Annotated in this window: 14 protein-coding genes; 9 read left to right on the plus strand and 5 right to left on the minus strand. The window is 61.6% G+C overall.

Translation table 11 applies throughout. The features are described from left to right. The first annotated feature begins 21 nt into the window (after positions 1-21). Entirely contained in the window at positions 22-2,484 is a 2,463-nt protein-coding gene (locus HBO19_RS05665; RefSeq protein ID WP_170057033.1) for an EAL domain-containing protein, read from the plus strand. Positions 2,485-2,530: 46 nt separating this feature from the next. Further along, positions 2,531-3,322, plus strand: coding sequence for an iron-containing redox enzyme family protein (locus HBO19_RS05670; RefSeq protein WP_170057034.1), 792 nt, complete (start codon positions 2,531-2,533; stop codon positions 3,320-3,322). 22 nt (positions 3,323-3,344) lie between these two features. On the opposite strand, the gene HBO19_RS05675 is transcribed toward HBO19_RS05670, so the two are convergent. The 5 genes from HBO19_RS05675 to HBO19_RS05695 form a co-directional block, all read right to left on the minus strand. Then, complete coding sequence (locus tag HBO19_RS05675) at positions 3,345-4,271, minus strand: GGDEF domain-containing protein (RefSeq protein WP_169952758.1); 927 nt, start codon at positions 4,269-4,271, stop codon at positions 3,345-3,347. A gap of 358 nt (positions 4,272-4,629) precedes the next feature. After that, positions 4,630-5,370 (minus strand): YciK family oxidoreductase, encoded by a 741-nt coding sequence (locus HBO19_RS05680; RefSeq protein ID WP_170042777.1) that lies wholly within the window; start codon positions 5,368-5,370, stop codon positions 4,630-4,632. Between the two features lie 137 nt (positions 5,371-5,507). Then, positions 5,508-6,179, minus strand: a complete 672-nt coding sequence (gene mupP / locus HBO19_RS05685) for an N-acetylmuramic acid 6-phosphate phosphatase MupP (protein WP_169952756.1) — start codon at positions 6,177-6,179, stop codon at positions 5,508-5,510. 4 nt (positions 6,180-6,183) lie between these two features. Next, positions 6,184-6,882 carry a bifunctional 2-polyprenyl-6-hydroxyphenol methylase/3-demethylubiquinol 3-O-methyltransferase UbiG gene (gene ubiG, locus HBO19_RS05690; protein WP_003172645.1) on the minus strand — a complete coding sequence of 233 codons (699 nt, stop codon included), beginning with the start codon at positions 6,880-6,882 and terminating at the stop codon, positions 6,184-6,186. 63 nt (positions 6,883-6,945) lie between these two features. Beyond that, positions 6,946-8,277, minus strand: a complete 1,332-nt coding sequence (locus HBO19_RS05695) for a TRZ/ATZ family hydrolase (protein ID WP_170057035.1) — start codon at positions 8,275-8,277, stop codon at positions 6,946-6,948. 109 nt (positions 8,278-8,386) lie between these two features. Between HBO19_RS05695 and mtnA the strand changes: the two genes are divergently transcribed. The 7 genes from mtnA (at position 8,387) to cmk (ending at position 18,996) form a co-directional block, all read left to right on the plus strand. Then, positions 8,387-9,463, plus strand: a complete 1,077-nt coding sequence (gene mtnA, locus HBO19_RS05700) for an S-methyl-5-thioribose-1-phosphate isomerase (protein ID WP_169952752.1) — start codon at positions 8,387-8,389, stop codon at positions 9,461-9,463. 424 nt (positions 9,464-9,887) lie between these two features. After that, complete coding sequence (gene gyrA / locus HBO19_RS05705) at positions 9,888-12,542, plus strand: DNA gyrase subunit A (protein WP_029298707.1); 2,655 nt, start codon at positions 9,888-9,890, stop codon at positions 12,540-12,542. Positions 12,543-12,769: 227 nt separating this feature from the next. Continuing rightward, positions 12,770-13,855 (plus strand): 3-phosphoserine/phosphohydroxythreonine transaminase, encoded by a 1,086-nt coding sequence (gene serC, locus HBO19_RS05710; protein WP_170057036.1) that lies wholly within the window; start codon positions 12,770-12,772, stop codon positions 13,853-13,855. Continuing rightward, positions 13,855-14,949, plus strand: a complete 1,095-nt coding sequence (pheA, locus tag HBO19_RS05715; RefSeq protein ID WP_025113086.1) for a prephenate dehydratase — start codon at positions 13,855-13,857, stop codon at positions 14,947-14,949. The genes serC and pheA overlap by 1 nt, the downstream gene beginning before the upstream one ends. Positions 14,950-14,958: 9 nt before the next feature. Continuing rightward, a complete protein-coding gene (hisC, locus tag HBO19_RS05720; RefSeq protein ID WP_170057037.1) occupies positions 14,959-16,071 on the plus strand; it encodes a histidinol-phosphate transaminase in 1,113 nt (370 codons plus the stop codon). 28 nt (positions 16,072-16,099) lie between these two features. After that, positions 16,100-18,310 (plus strand): bifunctional prephenate dehydrogenase/3-phosphoshikimate 1-carboxyvinyltransferase, encoded by a 2,211-nt coding sequence (locus HBO19_RS05725; RefSeq protein WP_170057096.1) that lies wholly within the window; start codon positions 16,100-16,102, stop codon positions 18,308-18,310. Then, positions 18,307-18,996: a (d)CMP kinase gene (gene cmk / locus HBO19_RS05730; protein ID WP_032863151.1), complete on the plus strand. Its 690-nt coding sequence runs from the start codon at positions 18,307-18,309 to the stop codon at positions 18,994-18,996. The genes HBO19_RS05725 and cmk overlap by 4 nt, the downstream gene beginning before the upstream one ends. Positions 18,997-19,025: the final 29 nt, after the last annotated feature.

The following is a 19,025-nucleotide window of genomic DNA, read 5'->3' on the forward strand; positions in this document are numbered from 1 at the left end:
TGTGCTGATGCAAGGGACCTCATGAAGCAGAAGCGAACTCTCGGAACACCAAGGTTGCTGGGCATTGTCTGGCCCTTTATTGCCGTCGTCCTGTTTCAGGCACTGCTGGGCTGCGTCAGCCTCTACATGCTGTCGGCCGTGCGCGGCTATGTGGCGGGCGAGAGCCTGTGGTCCAAGGGCCAGAAAGACGCCATCTACTATCTGACGCTATACGCCGACAACCGCGACCAGGCGACCTTTCTCAAATACCAGAATGCGATTGCGGTGCCCCAGGGCGGGCACGAGTTGCGGGTTGCCCTGGATCGCCCCAGCCCTGACCTCGCGGCGGCGCGCCTGGGGATTCTCAAGGGTGGTAACCATCCAGATGATGTGGCGAGCCTGATCTGGCTCTATCTCAACTTTCGCCATTTCAGCTACCTGGAAAAAGCCATCGAGCTGTGGACCATCGGTGATGGCTACCTGGTGCAACTCGATGACCTGGCGCAGGAGATGCACAGGGAGATCATTGCCAATCGGGTCAACAGCGTCGACATCCATGCCTGGAAAGAGCGGATTATCGCCATCAACGATGGCGTGACACCGGCGGCCAAGGCCTTCAGCGATGCCCTGGGCGAAGGCTCCAGGATGATTCTGCGCCTGCTGGTGACCACCAACCTGGCCACCGCCCTCGGCCTGATAGCCCTGGCGTTGCTGCGCACCCGCAAGCTCTTGGCCCAGCGGCACGCGTTTGCTGATGCCTTGCAACTGGAGAGGGAGCGGGCGCAGATCACCCTGGAGTCCATTGGCGATGGGGTGATCACCACCGATGTCGACGGAGCGATCGCCTATATGAACCCGGCGGCGGAATCCCTGACCCACTGGAACGCGGCCCAGGCCCAGGGCTTGCCGTTGGCCGCGCTGTTCAATCTGCTGGATGAACACGCCCAGGCCGATGGGTTTACCCTGATCGATCACATTCTTGACGGCCAACTCAGTGGCGGCAGCGAGCACTCCAAGCTGATCCAGCGCCTGGATGGCAGTACCGTGTCCGTGACCCTGGTGGGCGCGCCGATCCGCAGTGCTGGCAAGGTCAGCGGGGCGGTGCTGGTGTTGCACGACATGACCCAGGAGCGCCAATACATTGCCAACCTGTCCTGGCAGGCGACCCATGATGCATTGACCGGGCTGGCCAACCGGCGCGAATTTGAGTATCGCCTGGAGCAGGTGCTACACGGCATCGGGCGCCAGCAGTCGGCGCGGCATGCCTTGATGTTCCTCGACCTGGACCAGTTCAAACTGGTCAACGACACCTGTGGCCATGCGGCAGGCGATGAATTGCTGCGGCATATCTGCGCCCTGCTGCAATCGGACCTGCGCGAAGGCGATACCCTGGCCCGCCTGGGCGGTGATGAATTTGGCATTCTGCTGGAGAACTGCCCGGCGCCAGTGGCCGAGAAAATCGCCGAGAGCCTGCGTCACACCGTGCAAAACCTGCACTTCGTCTGGAAAGGCCGACCGTTTGTCACCACGGTCAGTATCGGCCTGGTGCATATCACCCACACCCCGACCACCCTGGAAACTTCGTTGCGTGCTGCCGATATGGCCTGCTACATGGCCAAGGAGAAGGGACGCAACCGGGTGCAGGTCTATCACGCCGATGACACCGAATTGTCCCTGCGTTTTGGCGAAATGGCCTGGATCCAACGCTTGCACATGGCCCTGGAAGAGGACCGTTTTTGCCTGTATGCCCAGGAAATCGCCCCCTTGGGCCACACCGAGGCGGGCAACGGGCATATCGAGATTCTGCTGCGCCTGCACGATGAGGCCGGGCGGATGATCTTGCCCGACAGCTTTATCCCGGCCGCCGAGCGTTACGGGTTGATGACTTCCCTGGACCGCTGGGTGGTGGAGAACGTGTTCAAGCTGATTGCCCGCTGCATGGTCGAACGACCGGGCAGGCCCATGGCGATGTGTGCGATCAACCTGTCGGGCATCACCATCGGCGATGACGACTTCCTGCGCTTTTTGCGGGAAAAGTTCAGCGCCTACGGCATTCCGCCGGGGATGATCTGTTTTGAAATCACTGAAACCAGTGCAATTTCCAACCTGGGCAGCGCGATTCGTTTTATCAATGAGCTCAAGGCCTTGGGTTGTTGCTTCTCCCTGGATGACTTTTGTGCGGGGATGTCCTCATTCGCCTACCTCAAACATTTACCTGTAGACTTCCTGAAGATCGATGGAAGTTTCGTAAAGGATATGCTGGACGACCCGATTAACCGCGCCATGGTCGAAGTGATCAACCACATCGGCCATGTCATGGGTAAGCGCACTATTGCCGAGTTTGTCGAAACGCCGCACATCGAGCAGGCATTGCTCGAGATCGGTGTGGACTACGCTCAGGGCTACCTGATTGAACGCCCGCAATTGTTTACCTTCGATAGTTTGCAGTGTCGACCTGCGCGCCCGCAGCCTCTGTTGTTCAGGGCGCCCGGCACGTTCCGCTGAAACATCTGCTGGTCTGTACACATCACACATCAAAAGGAGCCCGACAGTGATCGACACATTCAGCAGAACCGGCCCGCTTATGGAAGCCTCAAGTTACCCCGCCTGGGCTCAGCAACTGATCCAGGACTGTAGCGAGAGCAAGCGCCGAGTTGTCGAACACGAACTGTACCAGCGCATGCGCGATAACAAGCTCAGTGCCAAGACCATGCGCCATTACCTGATTGGTGGCTGGCCAGTGGTGGAACAGTTCGCGTTGTACATGGCACAAAACCTGACCAAGACCAAGTTTGCCCGTCACCCTGGCGAGGATATGGCGCGACGTTGGTTGATGCGCAATATTCGCGTGGAACTGAACCATGCCGATTATTGGGTGCATTGGGCGCGCGCCCATGGTGTTGGCCTGGAAGAGTTGCAGGCGCAGAACGTACCGCCCGAGTTGCATGCACTGAGTCATTGGTGCTGGCACACCAGTTCGGCCGACTCGTTGATCGTCGCGATTGCCGCCACCAACTACGCCATCGAGGGGGCCACTGGGGAGTGGTCTGCGCTGGTGTGTTCGACGGGCGTGTATGCCGCAGCTTTCCCCGAAGAAGACCGCAAGCGCGCCATGAAGTGGCTGAAGATGCATGCCCAGTACGATGACGCCCACCCGTGGGAAGCACTGGAAATCATCTGCACCCTGGCGGGGATGAACCCGAGCAAGGCGTTGCAAGTGGAGTTGCGCCAGGCCGTGTGCAAGAGCTACGACTACATGCACCTGTTCCTGGAACGCTGCATGCAGTTGGAGAAAACCCAAGTGACCCGCGAGCGCCAGGTATTGGCGACCAGCGAAGCCTGACCCAGGCAGGGCGGGGTAGCGTTTACCCCGCCATTGCCAGGCGGTTGCGGCCTTCGCGCTTGGCCACATACAAGGCATTGTCGGCCCGGCGCAGCAGGCTCTCGGCCGACTCGCCCGCCAGCAAGGTCGCGCAACCCAGGCTCACCGTCAATTCGATACGCGTGGTGTCCGCCCAGTAGTCCTGGGCCTGTGCTGCCTGGCGCAGGCGTTCGCCCACCATGGCCGCGGCATCGCGTCCGGTGTTGGACAGCAGGATCAGGAACTCTTCCCCGCCAAACCGAAACACCATGTCCACATTGCGCAACTGGCCCTTGATCGAGGCTGCGACGGCCTTGAGCACCTTGTCGCCGGTGGCGTGGCCGTGGCTGTCGTTGATGCGCTTGAAGTGATCGATATCGAGCATCAGCAAGGACAGCGGATGCAGGTGCCGCTTGGCCATCTCGATCTCCCGGCCCAGGGTCTGGTCCATGGCGATGCGGTTGCCGGTCTCGGTCAGCGGGTCACGCAGGGCGCTGCGGGTCGCGGTGCGATACAGCAGGGCGTTGCGCATCGGGTAGAGCAGGCTGGCCAGTAGCGACTCCAGGTTGCCCTGTTCTTCTTCGCTGAAACGCTGGTTGCGGCGAAACACCAGCTCTCCCAGATGCTCGCCCTGGTGGCTGAGGCTATAGCTCACGGAGTGATGGCCGCGCTGGCCATATTCCAGGCGCAGGTCGCTGGCTTCATGGCGGTATTGCAGGGCGTCCAGGGGCACCAGGCGCTGCACTTCGCGAAAGAACAGGCCAAGGATCCGCTCGGCTTCCAGGCTGGTCTGCAATTGCAGGTTCAGTTGCTGGCGCAGTTGCGCGAGGCTGATGGGGCGCCGTGCGATAAGGGAAGGCTGGCCAAAGCCCAGGCGTTGCAATTTGGCACTATCGAAGTCAATTGCGTTGGTCTGGGTCGGTGTTTTCATAAACGGGCAGGCCTCTAAGCACAGAATGCTGTCTTACAGGCTCGATGGGAGCGGCCACTGGCGGGCGTCTTACTGTTCCTTCAGTTCCGTAAAACTTAGGTAACAGTCTAGTCCGCTTTGCCGGGGGTTATAACCCCTGATCCCATGCCGCACGTCTTGATGTCGCGCTGCCTGCTTAAGCATATTGGAGCGAAAACCGTGCCAGTTAGTGCAATTAGTTTTTAGTGCTTATAAAACAAGGGGATGGGATTTATTGAGGAAAGGGAGCGGTGGGAATTTGGCGCAGGCCCATTGAGCCCGACACTGCGCCATCGCGGGCAAGCCCGCTCCCACAATGGCGTGGTGTCATGTCCGAAGATTATTGCGCGTCGAACGCCTGCCCAGTGATCCCCGAGCTATCCGGGCCCATCAGGTACAGGTACACCGGCATGATCTCTTCCGGCAGCGGGTTGTTGGCCGGGTTTTCCCCTGGATAGGCCTGGGCGCGCATGCTGGTGCGGGTGGCGCCGGGGTTGATGCTGTTGGCACGTACTGCCGCGACGGTGTCGAGTTCGTCGGCCAGGGTTTGCATCAGGCCTTCGGTGGCAAATTTCGACACACCATAGGCGCCCCAGTAGGCCCGGCCCTTGCGCCCGACGCTGCTGGAGGTGAACACCACCGAAGCGTCCTGGGACAGCTTGAGCAGCGGCAGCAGGGTGGCGGTCAGCATAAACATGGCGTTGACGTTGATATGCATGACCCGCATGAAATTCTCGCCCGACAGCTGTTCGATCGGGGTGCGTGGGCCGATGATCGAGGCGTTGTGCAGCAGCCCGTCGAGATGACCGAATTCTTTTTCAATCATTGCCGCCAGCTCATCGTATTGATGGGGCAGGGCGGTTTCCAGGTTGAACGGGATCACCACCGGTTGCGGGTGACCGGCGGCTTCGATTTCATCGTAGACCTGGGCCAGGTTGGCTTCGGTCTTGCCCAGCAACAGTACGGTGGCACCGTGGGCGGCATAGGTCTTGGCCGCCGCTGCACCAATCCCGCGACCGGCACCGGTGACCAGGATGACCCGGTCCTTGAGCAATTCTGGGCGTGCGGAGTAATCAAACATAATCGACCTCAACAAAAATTCAGTCTGAATGTGGGGCGGGCTGGCTCGCGATAGCACAGTGTCAGTCAATAAATCGGCAACTGATTCACCGCTATCGCTGGCAAGCCAGCTCCCACATTGATCTCAGTGTTTCAGTGTCAGCAGCTGCAGAGTGCGCTATCGAGCACCTTGCGCAGTTCCAGCGGGTGATCGACCACGACGTCGGCGCCCCAGTTGCGGGCGTTGTCGTCAGGGTGGATGTAGCCGTAGGTGACGGCCGCAGTGCGGGTGCCGGCGTCGCGGCCCGACTCGATATCCCGCAGGTCGTCGCCCACGAACAGTACGCTGGCCGGGTCCAGGTCAAGCATCTTGCAGGCCAGGATCAGCGGCTCCGGGTCGGGCTTGCTGTTTTTTACGTGGTCCGGGCAGATCAGCAGCGCCGAGCGCTGGGCCAGGCCCAGTTGTTCCATGATCGGCTCGGCAAAGCGCAGGGGCTTGTTGGTGACTACGCCCCAGATCAGCTTGGAACGCTCGATGTCTTCCAGCAGTTCGGCCATGCCATCAAACAACTTGCTGTGGATTGCGCAGCCCTTGACGTAGCGTTCGAGGAACTCCAGGCGCAGCTCTTCAAAGCCTGGGGACTGCGGGTCCATGGAAAACGTCACGGCGACCATGGCCCGGGCACCGCCGGAAATTTCATCGCGGATATGCTGGTCGTTGATCGGCGCAAGCCCGCGCTCGGTGCGCATGGCCTGGCAGATGGCGATAAAGTCCGGCGCGGTATCGAGCAGCGTACCGTCCATGTCGAAAAGAACCGCTTTCAACTTCACAGGCTTATTCCTCTCGCAGGGTCTGGATCATGTAATTGACGTCGACGTCGCTGGCCAGCTTGTAGTGCTTGGTCAGTGGGTTGTAGGTCAGGCCGATGATGTCCTTGACGGTCAGCCCGGCCTGGCGGCTCCAGGCGCCCAGTTCGGAAGGGCGGATGAACTTCTTGAAGTCATGGGTGCCGCGTGGCAGCAGCTTCATGATGTATTCGGCGCCGATGATCGCGAACAGGTAGGCCTTGGGGTTGCGGTTGATGGTGGAGAAGAACACCTGGCCGCCGGGCTTGACCATGCGGAAGCAGGCGCGGATCACCGACGATGGGTCGGGCACGTGCTCCAGCATCTCCAGGCAGGTCACTACGTCAAACTGCTCGGGCATTTCCTCGGCCAGGGCTTCGGCGGTGATCTGCCGGTACTCCACGCTCACGCCCGACTCCAACTGATGCAGTTGGGCCACGGCCAGGGGCGCTTCGCCCATGTCGATGCCCATCACCGTGGCGCCGCGCTGGGCCATGGCCTCGCTGAGAATGCCGCCACCGCAGCCCACGTCAAGGACCTTCTTGCCGGCCAGGTTGACGCGCTCGTCGATCCAGTTGACCCGCAGCGGGTTGATGTCGTGCAGTGGCTTGAACTCGCTTTCGCGGTCCCACCAGCGGTGAGCCAGGGCTTCGAATTTGGCGATTTCGGCGTGGTCGACGTTACTCATGGGTAGTCCTCTAAATCCGATAAAACGGTGTGCCTGGCCCGGAAGGCTGATCCGGGGGCGGCGTTATTCTGGGTGTCCGCTGATGCGCCGGCCCCAGGCAGCGGCCGTGGCGCTCAGTTGCTGTTCATCCATGCGGGTCAGTTGCCGGTCGTCGAGCAGTTGCTTGCCGCCGACCCAAAGGTGTTTCACACAATCGCGGCCGGTGGCATATATAAGCTGCGAGACCGGATCGTAGATCGGTTGCTGGGCCAGGCCAGAAAGGTCGAAGGCTACGATATCCGCGGCCTTGCCCACTTCCAGCGAGCCGATTTCTGTTTCCAGGCCCATGGCCCGTGCACCGTTGAGGGTGGCCATGCGCAGCGCGCGATGGGCATCCAGGGCGCTGGCCGAGCCAGCAACGGCCTTGGCCAGCAGCGCGGCGGTGCGGGTTTCACCCAGCAGGTCGAGGTCATTGTTGCTTGCCGCGCCGTCGGTGCCTACTGCCACATTGACGCCGGCCTGCCACAGACGTTCCACCGGGCAGAAGCCACTGGCCAGTTTCAGGTTGGATTCCGGGCAGTGGATCACGCTGCTGTTGCTTTCTACCAGCAACGCCAGGTCGTCTTCGCTGATTTGGGTCATATGAACGGCCTGCAGCCGTGGGCCGAGCAAGCCCAGGCGTGCGAGGCGGGCCAGGGGCCGTTCGCCATACTGCTCGATGGACTGCTGCACTTCAAAGGCTGTCTCTTGGACATGCATATGAATGGCGGCGTCCAGTTCCTCGGCGATCACCCGGACTTTTTCCAGGTTTGCATCGCTGACGGTATAGGGCGCATGGGGGCCAAAGGCGATTTTGATCCGTGGGTGATGCTTGAGGTCGCCAAACAGCTCCACGCCCTGGCGGATCGCCTCATCGGCCGTGGCGGCGCCGGGGGTCGGGAAGTCGAGGATCGGCATCGCAATCTGCGCGCGCATACCGCTGTTGTGCACGCGTTCGCTGGCGACCTTGGGGAAGAAGTACATGTCTGAGAAGCAACTGATGCCGCCCTTGATCTGCTCGGCGATCGCCAGGTCAGTGCCGTCGCGCACGAAGGCTTCATCGACCCACTTGGCTTCGGCCGGCCAGATATGGTTTTGCAGCCAGGTCATCAGCGGCAGGTCGTCGGCCAGGCCGCGAAACAGACTCATCGCCGCATGGCCGTGGGCATTCACCAGGCCCGGGCTGAGCAGCACCCCCGGCAGCTCGCGTACTTCGTGGGCTGCCAGCTTCAGCGCCTGGGCGCGCGGGCCGATAAATGCGATGCGGCCATCGCGAATGCCCAGGCCATGTGCCTTGAGCACCACGCCCGCAGGCTCGACCGGTACCAGCCAGCTTGGCAGCAGCAGTAAGTCGAGCGGGGCGGCAGGTGGCGTCATAGCGGGCATCGTCCGGGGCGGTCATATAAAGAGGGCGAAGTATACCCGAGCGTCCTGGCTGGCGGATCGCTATAATCCGCGGCTTTTGTTGATGAGTACGGGGTGAGGGATGCGCGATCGACTGTTGGCGGCGGAGAAAGTGAGGGCCATCGATTGGCGTGATGGCGCACTGCACCTGCTCGATCAGCGTGCGCTGCCGTCCCGGGAAAGCTGGGTCATATGCTCGTCGGTCGACGAAGTGGCCGCAGCCATTCGTATGATGGTGGTGCGCGGCGCGCCGGCCATTGGCATCAGCGCGGCCTACGGCCTGGTGCTGGCCGCCCGTGCACGGATTGCCGAGGGCGGTGACTGGCAGGCTGCATGGGAGGAGGACTACGCGCTGCTGGCCGAATCCCGGCCCACAGCGTCAAACCTGTTCTGGGCCCTCAAGCGCATGCGCGATCGCCTCGATCGCCTCAAGAAGCACGCCGACCCGTTGGCGGTGCTGGAGGCCGAAGCTATCGCGATCCATGAAAGCGACCGTGAAGCCAACCTGACCATGGCGCAATTGGGCGTCGAATTGATCCGCAAACACCAAGGCAATGCCCAGGCCATCCTCACCCACGGCAATGCCGGGGCCTTGGCTAGCGGTGGCGTGGGCACCGCGCTGGGGGTGATCCGCGCGGCGTTTCTGGAAGGAATGGTCGAGCAGGTCTATGCCAACGAAACCCGCCCCTGGTTGCAAGGCTCGCGGCTGACTGCCTGGGAGCTGGCGAGCGAGGGCATCCCGGTTACGGTGAATGCCGACTCGGCCGGCGCGCATATCCTCAAGACCAAAGGCGTGACCTGGGTAATTGTTGGCGCCGACTGCATCGCGGCCAATGGCGATGTGATCAGCAAGATCGGCACTTACCAACTGGCGGTAAGCGCCATGCACCATGGTGTGCGCTTCATGGTAGTGGCCCCCAGCTCTACGCTGGACCTGATGATGGCCACTGGCGATGACGTTGCCCTGGAAGAGCGGGATGCCGGCGAGCTGCTGGAGGTCGCCGGTCAGCGGTTTGCCGCCGATGTCGCAGCCTTTAACCCGGTGTTTGACGTCACGCCGGCGGACCTGATCGACGTGATCGTCACCGAAAAAGGCATTGTCGAGCGGCCGGACGCGGCCAAGCTGGCCCAGTTGATGTGTCGCAAGCGTCTGCATTAAGGGCTGTAATATCTGGCAGATTGCAATCGCGGGCACGCGTGGCCCCACACGTTGAATGCATTTACAAATCAACTGTGGGAGTGGGCTTGCCCGCGATGGGCTTCGAAAGCCAACAAAACCCTCGGTTCCATAGGCAAATCCAAGCCTCGATTCAGCTCTGAGCCCCTCTCGTCGCCCTCAAGCCTGTCATCGGTCAACTTACTACGCTCCATGCGCATCTGGGGGATAGGTGCGTGGCGGCGATTGTGATACCATTCGGCGGTTTCCAGGGTCACCCCAAGGGGCGGCCCTTAATGCGCAGATCCGTGTCATAACTCGTTGATTTGTCGTAAGTCGTTGCCAGGCATCATGTCGGCGGCGGCGAGCTTCGTTCGTCCCAAATGGATGTGACGAGGTTTCACCCGAAAAAGGAATCAGGCTTCTCATGGGCGAACTGGCCAAAGAAATCCTCCCGGTCAATATCGAAGACGAGCTGAAACAGTCCTACCTCGACTACGCGATGAGCGTAATTGTCGGGCGGGCACTGCCTGATGCGCGCGATGGCTTGAAGCCCGTGCACCGGCGTGTGCTGTTCGCGATGAGCGAGCTGGGTAACGACTGGAACAAGCCGTACAAGAAATCTGCCCGTGTTGTCGGTGACGTGATCGGTAAGTATCACCCTCACGGCGACACTGCGGTGTACGACACCATCGTTCGGATGGCCCAGCCGTTTTCCCTGCGCTACCTGCTGGTAGACGGCCAGGGCAACTTCGGTTCGGTGGACGGCGACAACGCGGCGGCCATGCGATACACCGAAGTGCGCATGACCAAGCTGGCACACGAGCTGCTGGCCGACCTGCACAAGGAAACCGTGGACTGGGTGCCGAACTACGACGGCACCGAAATGATCCCGGCGGTCATGCCGACCCGTATTCCCAACCTGTTGGTCAACGGCTCCAGCGGTATCGCCGTGGGCATGGCCACCAACATCCCGCCACACAACCTCGGTGAAGTCATCGACGGTTGCCTGGCCCTCATCGACAACCCTGAGCTGACCGTCGATGAGCTGATGCAATACATCCCCGGCCCGGACTTCCCGACCGCCGCGATCATCAATGGTCGTGCGGGCATCATCGAAGCCTATCGCACCGGTCGTGGCCGCATCTACATGCGTGCCCGCTCGATGATCGAAGACATCGACAAGGTCGGTGGCCGCCAGCAGATCGTCATCACCGAACTGCCTTACCAGCTGAACAAGGCGCGTCTGATCGAGAAGATCGCCGAGCTGGTTAAAGAGAAGAAACTCGAAGGTATTACCGAGCTGCGCGACGAGTCGGACAAGGACGGTATGCGCGTGGTGATCGAGCTGCGTCGTGGCGAAGTGCCTGAGGTGATCCTCAACAACCTCTACGCCCAGACCCAGCTGCAAAGCGTGTTTGGTATCAACGTCGTGGCCTTGATCGACGGTCGCCCGCGCATCCTGAACCTCAAGGATCTGCTGGAAGCCTTCGTCCGTCACCGTCGCGAAGTGGTGACCCGCCGTACCGTGTTCGAGCTGCGCAAGGCCCGTGAACGTGGGCACATCCTGGAAGGCCAGGCGGTTGCGCTGTCGAACATCGACCCGGTCATCGCCCTGATCAAGGCCTCGCCGACCCCGTCGGAAGCCAAGGAAGCACTGATCAAGATGCCGTGGGAATCCAGCGCCGTCGTGGCGATGGTTGAACGTGCCGGTGCCGATTCGTGCCGTCCGGAGACCCTGGATCCGCAATACGGCCTGCGCGATGGCAAGTACTTCCTGTCGCCGGAACAGGCCCAGGCCATCCTGGAACTGCGCCTGCACCGCCTGACCGGTCTGGAGCACGAGAAGCTGCTGGCCGAGTACCAGGAGATCCTCAACCAGATCGGCGAGCTGATCCGCATCCTCAATAGCGCCGTGCGCCTGATGGAAGTGATCCGCGAAGAACTGGAAGTGATCCGCGCCGAATACGGCGACGTGCGCCGCACCGAAATTCTCGATGCACGCCTGGACCTGACCCTGGGTGACATGATCCCGGAAGAAGAACGCGTGGTGACCATTTCCCACGGCGGCTACGCCAAGACCCAGCCTTTGGCTGCGTACCAGGCCCAGCGTCGTGGTGGTAAAGGCAAGTCGGCGACTGGCGTCAAGGATGAGGACTACATCGCTCACCTGCTGGTAGCCAACAGCCACACCACGCTGCTGCTGTTCTCCAGCAAAGGCAAGGTGTACTGGCTCAAGACCTACGAGATCCCGGAAGCGTCCCGCGCTGCCCGTGGTCGTCCGCTGGTCAACCTGTTGCCGCTGGACACCGACGAATACATCACCACCATGCTGCCGGTCGAGGAATACACCGAGGGTCACTTCATCTTCATGGCCACCGCCAAAGGCACCGTGAAGAAGACCCCGCTGGAATCCTTCAGCCGCCAGCGCAGCGTGGGCCTGATCGCCCTGGAGCTGGACGAGGGCGACGTACTGATTTCCGCCGCCATTACCGATGGCGAGCGCGAAGTCATGCTGTTCTCCGACGGTGGCAAGGTGACGCGCTTCAAGGAATCCGACGTACGTGCCATGGGTCGTACCGCCCGTGGTGTGCGCGGCATGCGCCTGCCGGAAGGGCAGAAGCTGATTTCCATGCTGATCCCGGAAGAAGGCAGCCAGATCCTTACCGCTTCGGCTCGTGGTTATGGCAAGCGCACCGCCATCAGCGAGTTCCCCGAGTACAAGCGTGGCGGCCAGGGCGTTATCGCCATGGTCAGCAACGATCGCAACGGCCGTCTGGTCGGCGCGGTGCAGGTACTGGATGGCGAGGAAATCATGCTGATTTCCGACCAGGGCACCCTGGTGCGTACCCGGGTTGATGAAGTGTCGAGCCTGGGCCGTAACACCCAGGGCGTGACCTTGATCAAGCTGGCCAGCGACGAGACCCTGGTGGGTCTGGAGCGTGTCCAGGAGCCATCGGAAGTCGAAGGCGAGGAGCTGGAAGGCGAGGAATTCGATGGCGAGGTGATCGCAGCCGGCGATGACAGCGTCGACGAGCCAACCCTCGATGCTGCCGCAGACGAGGAAGAACCGCAGGAATAAGCGGACAACCAAGGGGGCGGATGAAGATTCGCCCCCTTGTTATTTGTCCCTTTTGAAAATTTGCGATACTGCGCATTCCCCTGTGGGAGCGGGCTTGCTCGCGAAGGCGGCGTGTCAGTCAACACATGTGCTGGCTGAGACTCCGCCTTCGCGAGCAAGCCCGCTCCCACATGGGGTTATATGTCGAACACGAATTATGTGACCACCAGATCAGAGCGAGATTGGATGTGAGCAAGAGAGCCTATAACTTCTGTGCTGGTCCCGCGGCACTTCCTGAAGCAGTCCTGCAGCGCGCGCAGGGTGAACTCCTCGACTGGCATGGCAAAGGCCTCTCGGTCATGGAAATGAGCCATCGCAGCGATGAGTTTGTGTCCATTGCCACCAAGGCCGAGCAGGATCTGCGTGACCTGCTGGATATCCCGTCGGACTACAAGGTGTTGTTCCTGCAAGGTGGCGCCAGCCAGCAATTTGCCCAATTGCCGCTGAACCTGCTGCCGGAAGACGGCACTGCCGACTATATCGATACCGGTATCTGGTCGCAAAAAGCCATTGAAGAAGCCTCGCGCTACGGCAATATCAATGTGGCCGGTACTGCCAAGCCCTACGATTATTTCGCTATCCCGGGTCAGAACGAGTGGAAGCTATCCAAGGACGCGTCCTACGTTCACTACGTGCAGAACGAAACCATCGGCGGCCTGGAGTTCGACTGGGTGCCTGAAGTCGGTGACGTCCCGTTGGTGTGCGACATGTCCTCGGACATTCTCTCGCGCCCGATGGATGTGTCGCGCTACGGCATGATCTACGCCGGCGCACAGAAGAACATTGGCCCCAGCGGCATCCTGGTCAATATCATTCGTGAAGACCTGCTCGGCCGTGCCCGTTCGGTGTGCCCGACCATGCTCAACTACAAAGTCGCGGCCGACAACGGCTCGATGTACAACACCCCGCCAGCCTTTGCCTGGTACCTGTCGGGCCTGGTGTTCGAGTGGCTCAAAGAGCAGGGCGGCGTGGCCGCCATGGGCAAGCTCAACGAAGAGAAGAAGCGCACCGTGTACGACTTCATCGACGCCAGCGGCCTGTACAGCAACCCGATCAACCTGAGCGACCGCTCGTGGATGAACGTGCCTTTCCGCCTGGCCGATGACCGCCTGGACAAGCCATTTCTGGCCGGCGCCGACGAGCGTGGCCTGCTGAACCTCAAGGGCCACCGTTCGGTAGGCGGCATGCGCGCCTCGATCTACAACGCAGTCGACATCAATGCCATCAAGGCGCTGGTGGCCTACATGGCAGAGTTCGAGAAGGAACACGGCTAATGTCTGAGCAAGAACTCAAGGCCCTGCGTGTGCGCATTGACGCCCTGGACACCAAAGTCCTGGAGCTGATCAGTGAGCGCGCGCGGTGTGCCCAGGAAGTGGCGCGGGTCAAGATGGCCTCCCTGGCTGAAGGTGAAGTGCCGGTGTTCTACCGTCCGGAGCGCGAAGCCCAGGTGCTCAAGCGGGTGATGGAGCGTAACCAGGGGCCGCTGGGCAATGAAGAGATGGCGCGGTTGTTCCGCGAGATCATGTCTTCGTGCCTGGCCCTTGAGCAGCCATTGAAAGTGGCTTACCTCGGCCCCGAGGGGACCTTCACCCAGGCGGCGGCGATGAAGCATTTCGGCCATGCGGTGATCAGCAAGCCGATGGCAGCCATCGACGAAGTGTTCCGCGAAGTGGCGGCCGGTGCGGTGAATTTTGGCGTGGTGCCGGTGGAAAACTCCACCGAAGGCGCGGTCAACCACACCCTCGACAGCTTCCTTGAGCACGACATGGTGATCTGTGGCGAAGTCGAGCTGCGCATCCACCACCACTTGCTGGTGGGTGAAAACACCAAGACCGACAGCATCAGCCGCATTTACTCCCACGCCCAGTCCCTGGCCCAGTGCCGCAAGTGGCTGGATGCCCATTACCCGAATGTCGAGCGTGTGGCGGTGTCCAGTAACGCCGAAGCGGCCAAGCGGGTCAAGGGTGAGTGGAATTCGGCGGCGATTGCCGGGGATATGGCTGCGGGCCTGTACGGCCTGACGCGCCTGGCCGAGAAAATCGAGGATCGCCCGGATAACTCCACGCGCTTTTTGATGATCGGCAACCAGGAAGTACCGCCGACCGGCGACGACAAGACCTCGATCATTGTCTCCATGAGCAACAAGCCGGGTGCGCTGCATGAACTGCTGGTGCCGTTCCACGACAACGGGATAGACCTGACACGCATCGAGACGCGTCCTTCGCGCAGCGGTAAATGGACCTATGTGTTCTTTATCGACTTCGTCGGCCACCACCGTGATCCGCTGGTCAAGAGTGTGCTGGAGAAAATCAGTCAGGAAGCCGTGGCACTCAAGGTGCTGGGCTCCTACCCGAAAGCGGTTTTGTGAGGCTTTGACATGAGTGGCAACTTCCTCGCCCTGGCACAGCCGGGCGTGCAACAACTGTCGCCTTACGTTCCAGGCAAGCCTGTGGACGAGTTGGCGCGCGAGTTGAATCTGGATCCGGCGAAGATCGTCAAGCTGGCGAGCAATGAAAACCCCCTGGGCCCAAGTCCCAAGGTGCTGGCGGCGATCCGTGAAGAGTTGGCGGAGCTGACCCGTTACCCCGACGGCAACGGCTTTGTCCTCAAGTCCCTGTTGGCCGAGCGCTGCCGGGTCGAGTTGAGCCAGGTCACCCTGGGCAATGGTTCCAACGACATCCTGGAGCTGGTGGCGCGTGCCTACCTGGCGCCTGGCCTGAATGCGGTGTTCAGTGAGCACGCGTTTGCGGTGTATCCGATTGTCACCCAGGCCGTCGGTGCCGAGGCGCGGGTGATTGCGGCCAGGGACTGGGGGCATGACCTACCGGCCATGCTGGCGGCCATCGATGCCCAGACCCGCGTGGTGTTTATCGCCAACCCGAACAACCCGACCGGTACCTGGTTCGGTGCCGATGCGCTGAACGAGTTCCTGCAGGATGTGCCTGGGCACGTGCTGGTGGTGCTGGACGAGGCCTACATCGAATACGCCGAAGGTGGCGACTTGCCCGACGGCCTGGATTTCCTCGCGGCCTACCCGAACCTGCTGGTATCGCGCACTTTCTCCAAGGCCTATGGCCTGGCGTCGCTGCGGGTCGGCTACGGGTTATCCACGGCGGTTGTCGCCGATGTGCTGAACCGCGTGCGCCAGCCGTTCAACGTCAACAGCCTGGCATTGGCGGCGGCCTGTGCGGCGCTCAAGGATGCCGAGTACCTGGAAGAAGGGCGACGGATCAACGAGAGCGGCATGCAGCAGCTGCAGCAAGGCTTCCGCGAACTGGGCCTGGGCTGGATTGCGTCCAAGGGCAACTTTGTTTGCGTGGATCTCGCCCAAGAGGCCGCCCCGGTCTTCCAGGGTTTGCTGCGCGAAGGCGTGATCGTGCGTCCGGTGGCCAATTACGGCATGCCGAACCACTTGCGCATCACCATCGGTTTGCCGGCTGAAAACAGCCGCTTCCTTGAGGCGCTGGCCAAGGTTCTGGCCCGTGGTTGATGTGATTGCTATGCAACCTGTTGTGCCTGTGATCGGCCGCCTGGTGGTGGTCGGTCTGGGATTGATTGGCGGCTCCTTTGCCAAGGGGCTGCGGGAAAGCGGCCTGTGTGGCGAAGTGGTCGGTGTGGATCTGGACCCGCAATCGCGCCAACTGGCGGTTGAGCTGGGCGTGGTGGACCGCTGTGAGGCGGACTTGGCTGTTGCCTGTCAGGGCGCCGATGTCATCCAGTTGGCGGTGCCGATCCTGGCCATGGAAAAACTGCTGGCGCTGTTGGCCGGCATGGACCTGGGCCAGGCGATTCTCACGGATGTCGGCAGCGCCAAGGGCAATGTGGTGCGTGCGGCGCACCAGGCGTTTGGCGGCATGCCGCCGCGCTTCGTGCCAGGGCACCCGATTGCCGGCTCCGAGCAGAGTGGGGTGGAGGCGTCCAATTCCCAGCTGTTCCGTCGACACAAGGTGATCCTCACGCCGCTGGCGGAAACCGACCCGGCAGCCTTGGCCGTGGTGGACCGGTTGTGGCGCGAGCTGGGGGCGGATGTCGAGCATATGCAGGTCGAGCGCCATGACGAAGTGCTGGCGGCGACCAGCCATTTGCCGCATCTGCTGGCCTTTGGCCTGGTCGACTCCCTGGCCAAGCGCAACGAAAACCTGGAGATTTTCCGTTACGCCGCCGGTGGCTTTCGCGATTTCACGCGGATTGCCGGTAGCGACCCGGTGATGTGGCACGACATTTTTCTCGCCAATCGCGAGGCTGTGCTGCGGACCCTGGACACCTTTCGCAGTGACTTGGATGCCTTGCGCGACGCGGTTGATGCGGGGGATGGCCATCAGTTGCTGGGCGTCTTTACCCGTGCGCGGGTAGCGCGCGAGCATTTCAGTAAGATCTTGGCGCGCCGGGCCTATATGGATGCGGCCGCCACCGCTGACGATGTAGTGTTTGTCGCCAGCCCGGGTGGGCAGTTGAAGGGCAAGCTCCGGGTGCCGGGGGATAAGTCGATTTCCCATCGCTCGATCATGCTCGGGTCGCTGGCGGACGGGGTTACCGAAGTCGAAGGGTTTCTCGAGGGTGAAGATGCCCTGGCGACCCTGCAGGCATTCCGCGACATGGGCGTGGTGATCGAAGGTCCGCATCATGGCCGGGTGACCATTCATGGAGTCGGCCTGCATGGCTTGAAAGCGGCGCCGGGGCCGATCTATCTCGGCAATTCGGGCACGTCCATGCGTCTGCTGTCAGGTTTGTTGGCGGCGCAGGATTTTGACAGTGTCCTGACCGGTGATGCCTCGCTGTCCAGGCGGCCGATGAATCGCGTGGTCAAGCCGTTGCGAGAAATGGGTGCAGTGATAGAGACCGGGCCGGAGGGGCGGCCGCCCCTGACCATTCGTGGCGGGCAAGTGCTCAAGGGTATGAATTACACGCTGCCGATGGCCAGTGCCCAGGTCAAGTCCAGCCTGTTGCTGGCCGGGCTGTATGCCGAGGGCCGGACAGCAGTGACCGAGCCTGCGCCTACCCGTGACCATACCGAGCGAATGCTGCGGGGTTTTGGCTGCCCGGTGCAGGTCAATGGTGCGACGGCGGCGGTAGAGTCGGGTCATGCGTTGGTAGCCACGCGTATCGAGGTGCCGGGCGATATCTCTTCCTCGGCATTCTTCCTGGTGGCCGCCACGATCGCCGAGGGTTCCGAATTGTTGCTGGAGCATGTGGGCATCAATCCGACCCGCACCGGGGTGATCAATATCCTGCGCCTGATGGGTGCTGATATCGCCCTGGAAAACCCGCGTGAAGTGGGTGGCGAGCCGGTTGCAGACCTGCGGGTGCGCTCGGCACCGCTCAAGGGGGTCGAGATTCCCGAGGCGCTGGTGCCCCTGGCTATCGACGAGTTCCCGGTGCTGTTTATCGCCGCCGCCTGTGCCGAAGGGCGCACGGTATTGCGGGGTGCCGAGGAGTTGCGGGTCAAGGAGTCCGACCGTATCCAGGTGATGGCCGACGGTTTGCTGGCGCTGGGTGTGAAGTGTGTGCCGACCGCTGATGGGATTATCATTGATGGTGGCGGCTTGGCTGGTGGCGAGGTGCATGCCCACGGTGATCATCGGATCGCCATGGCGTTCAGCGTCGCGGCCCTGCGTGCCACTGCGCCGATTCGTATCCATGACTGTGCCAACGTAGCTACATCTTTTCCGAATTTTCTTACACTGTCTGCCCAAGTAGGCATGCGTGTAGCCCAAGAGGCTCAATTGTGAATATCAAAGCACCGGTGATTACCATCGACGGCCCAAGCGGCTCTGGCAAAGGCACTGTCGCGGGCCTGCTGGCCAAGCGCCTGGGTTGGTGCCTGCTGGATTCCGGGGCGTTGTATCGCCTGCTGGCTTTCGCTGCGCGTAACCATGGTGTCGACTTGACCAATGAAGAGTCGTTGGTGTTGTTGGCGGCGCACCTTGACGTGCAGTTCGTCGGCGCGACCGAAGGCCACTCGCTGCGCATTATCCTGGAAGGGGATGATGTAACGGATGACCTGCGCAACGAGCAGGTCGGCTCCTGGGCCTCGCAGGTCGCCGCATTGCCGGCGGTGCGCGATGCCTTGCTCCAGCGCCAGCGGGCGTTTCAAGAGCCGCCGGGCCTGGTAGCCGATGGTCGCGACATGGGCACCGTGGTGTTCCCCGAGGCGCCGCTGAAGATTTTCCTGACGGCCAGTGCCGAGGAGAGGGCGCGCCGCCGTTACTTGCAGTTGAAGGGCAAGGTGGATGGTGTTAGTCTGTCGAGTCTGCTAGATGAGATTCGTGCGCGCGATGAGCGCGACACCCAGCGTGCGGTAGCCCCGCTTAAACCGGCGGCTGACGCCATACAGCTGGATTCCACGGAATTGTCCATCGAGCAGGTGTTGGAACGCATCTTGAGTGAAATCGCCCTGCGCGATATCGCCGGATGACTCAGAGGAAGTGCAGGGGACCAGTCCTA

This window comes from Pseudomonas sp. WS 5021 (genome assembly GCF_012985535.1).
Taxonomy (GTDB): Bacteria; Pseudomonadota; Gammaproteobacteria; order Pseudomonadales; family Pseudomonadaceae; genus Aquipseudomonas.

What these genes read in the sequence shown, in the direction of transcription:
- hisC (WP_170057037.1), top strand. Translation starts at nt 14,959, where the DNA reads ATGAGTGGCAACTTCCTCGCCCTGGCACAGCCGGGCGTGCAACAACTG.
- HBO19_RS05675 (WP_169952758.1), bottom strand. Translation starts at nt 4,271, where the DNA reads ATGAAAACACCGACCCAGACCAACGCAATTGACTTCGATAGTGCCAAA.
- mtnA (WP_169952752.1), top strand. Translation starts at nt 8,387, where the DNA reads ATGCGCGATCGACTGTTGGCGGCGGAGAAAGTGAGGGCCATCGATTGG.
- HBO19_RS05695 (WP_170057035.1), bottom strand. Translation starts at nt 8,277, where the DNA reads ATGACGCCACCTGCCGCCCCGCTCGACTTACTGCTGCTGCCAAGCTGG.
- gyrA (WP_029298707.1), top strand. Translation starts at nt 9,888, where the DNA reads ATGGGCGAACTGGCCAAAGAAATCCTCCCGGTCAATATCGAAGACGAG.
- pheA (WP_025113086.1), top strand. Translation starts at nt 13,855, where the DNA reads ATGTCTGAGCAAGAACTCAAGGCCCTGCGTGTGCGCATTGACGCCCTG.
- HBO19_RS05665 (WP_170057033.1), top strand. Translation starts at nt 22, where the DNA reads ATGAAGCAGAAGCGAACTCTCGGAACACCAAGGTTGCTGGGCATTGTC.
- ubiG (WP_003172645.1), bottom strand. Translation starts at nt 6,882, where the DNA reads ATGAGTAACGTCGACCACGCCGAAATCGCCAAATTCGAAGCCCTGGCT.
- HBO19_RS05680 (WP_170042777.1), bottom strand. Translation starts at nt 5,370, where the DNA reads ATGTTTGATTACTCCGCACGCCCAGAATTGCTCAAGGACCGGGTCATC.